This is a genomic window from Vibrio sp. SALL6 (assembly GCF_002002385.1).
Lineage (GTDB): Bacteria > Pseudomonadota > Gammaproteobacteria > Enterobacterales > Vibrionaceae > Vibrio > Vibrio parahaemolyticus.
The window spans coordinates 1-2,175 of sequence record NZ_MQVK01000062.1 but is presented as its reverse complement, the minus strand read 5'-3'; the positions used below and the strand labels follow the sequence as shown (position 1 = coordinate 2,175).

The window sequence follows — 2,175 nt, the reverse complement described above, 5'->3', positions numbered from 1 at the left end:
TGTTAGCTGACAATTTCACCTAGTGCATCTATCCATTGCTCTGGCTTCGCTACAATAAACTCGTAGCACGTATTGTTGGCTAGTTTTATGCGAAATGCATCCGTAGTGATTGGAATTACACCACCACCTTTGCCCAAGCACTTGGCTACGGCAGCAATGTCTTGGCGCTTTAATTGATATGGACCAAAACCCAACGTTTCGTTGTACGGAATAAAAATTAAATCCGACTCCGTTAGTTCTAATTTCCCATCTGCTTTAGTCGCACCGACTTGAATTGTAGCTGTTGAAGACTTAATTACTTTATCAGACATAACGTGCTCTCTTCCTTGATTTACTTTTGTCTGCTAACGCCGCATTAAGGTGTGAGCGGCGCTTGGCTATACTTGAGCGAAGCGAAAGCGCCAAGCGTTGCGAATCACTCTTAAATGCTTTGTTATACCATTTTACCCACGAACTCAAAGGCGACTTGATTTCGATCTTTATAGCTTTTTAAAGGGTAATTCGAAGCATTGAGTAGTGCTAACTGCTGCTCCGACAAAGGAATATATACTGGTTGCTCTTTTTCTGGAAAGTGCACAGATGTAAAGCCACCATTTTCTGCAAGTATTTCTTCGTCAAATAGGTCTCGGGCTTCGTTTGCCAGTGTTTCTGCCACTTTTTTATAGTCTTGGATTAATTCACATAAATGCTTATTAATTTCTTCGGAGAACTGAAGAAAGTTAGTAAACTCAAAATAAGACAAGCCATTTTCGAAATCATTTGCTTGAATGGAATGAGAACCTTGTCCAAGATATTTTAACGTCGTTAGTACAGGGAGTATTTTCTCTTCATAAAGGTCATTTCTACGCTGAATTGAGTTCAATATAGCCTTTAAGTTACCTTCCAGCTGGGTGTAATAGACAGTATTGAAGGCTTGCAAATTTTCTTCTACCTCTGTACCAACAATATGCTTGCCTGTCATCTTTCGTGAAAGAAAATAAAAACGTCCAAAGTCTGCACTTTTAAAGTCAGTAACTGGAACTATGTATGGAGTAAACAACCCTCGACAAAACCAGTCCATCTGACTATTTCGATTAGAGTGACCAATTAGGTTTCGAAGAAGATAGTAGCGTTCACATACAATCTGTAGCAAATCTACGTATGCTAAATATTCATCCCTTGCTCTTTTCTTCTGTTCATTTACGTCCATATTATTGAATGCTGCCATTGCTGTGAGCAATGCGATCAAGCTAGTGCCAGCAAATGATAGAAGAAATTTACCTAACTCTATATCATTTAAAAATAAGCATAAACTGAAAATAAACAGCCCATTCCAAGGTAAAAACCATAGCCAAAAATTCTGGCTCAAAAAGTTCCTATATTTCAAATAGCTATCTCTCATTTAAATGGTATAACGCTTTGCTAAGGTGTGAAGCACGTAATGATCAAGCATCTGCATGGCACTTCAACACGAAAACTACCGCATATTAAAAATGCCACGCGTGCTGAATCACACTTAAGCAACTTGTTAGCTTTCTAGCCAACGAAATACACTGAATCATTTTCTGCAAACAAACACTCTATCGGGTAAGGTAGCTCAAGCTTTGGCAAGTTACCCTTTGAAAACCATTTTAAAGCCACTGTTTCATCGTCGGTTGCAGTTTGTAGCTGACTGTCTGCCACACATTTAAACATGATTACGGTGTACTCAACTTGATCGCCATTTGGATAAGTGAATCCAAAACCCTCACCGCCAAATACACCAAGTAGACGCTCTACTTTAACAACTAAGCCAGTTTCCTCACGAACTTCCCTAACCAATGCTTGAACTGGAGATTCTTGAGGTTCAATCATTCCGGCAGGAAGACTCCATGTATTATCTGATTTCTGTTGAAGCAGTAACTCTTGGTTTTCATTTAAAATGACACCCGCCACGCTAGGGATAAGTAACGGCATGGTTCCAATTTTGGAACGAATTTCTTTGATATAGTCACTCGCGCTCAATTTTCCTCCTTGAAAGCTAACGCCCTGTTAAGGGGTGAGCAACGCAATACCGAAACCGCCGCAAACCACCTTAACCACTAAAGTCAACGCATAGTAAAAATGCCACGCGTTGCGAATCCCTCTTGAACAGTTTGTTATAAAACAACTCCCCACGAGGCAAGAACTATATTTATCAAGTAAACAATTAAAGCA

The 2,175-nt window shown here is 39.7% G+C and carries 3 protein-coding genes; all 3 read right to left on the bottom strand.

Features of this window, described 5'->3' with window-relative positions:
- Positions 1-2: 2 nt before the first annotated feature.
- Complete coding sequence (locus BIW15_RS23790) at positions 3-311, bottom strand: hypothetical protein (RefSeq protein ID WP_029823848.1); 309 nt, start codon at positions 309-311, stop codon at positions 3-5.
- A gap of 122 nt (positions 312-433) precedes the next feature.
- Entirely contained in the window at positions 434-1,348 is a 915-nt protein-coding gene (locus tag BIW15_RS23785; RefSeq protein ID WP_143694976.1) for a hypothetical protein, read from the bottom strand.
- A 167-nt stretch (positions 1,349-1,515) separates the two neighbouring features.
- Positions 1,516-1,983, bottom strand: coding sequence for an NUDIX domain-containing protein (locus tag BIW15_RS23775; RefSeq protein WP_077281737.1), 468 nt, complete (start codon positions 1,981-1,983; stop codon positions 1,516-1,518).
- Positions 1,984-2,175: the final 192 nt, after the last annotated feature.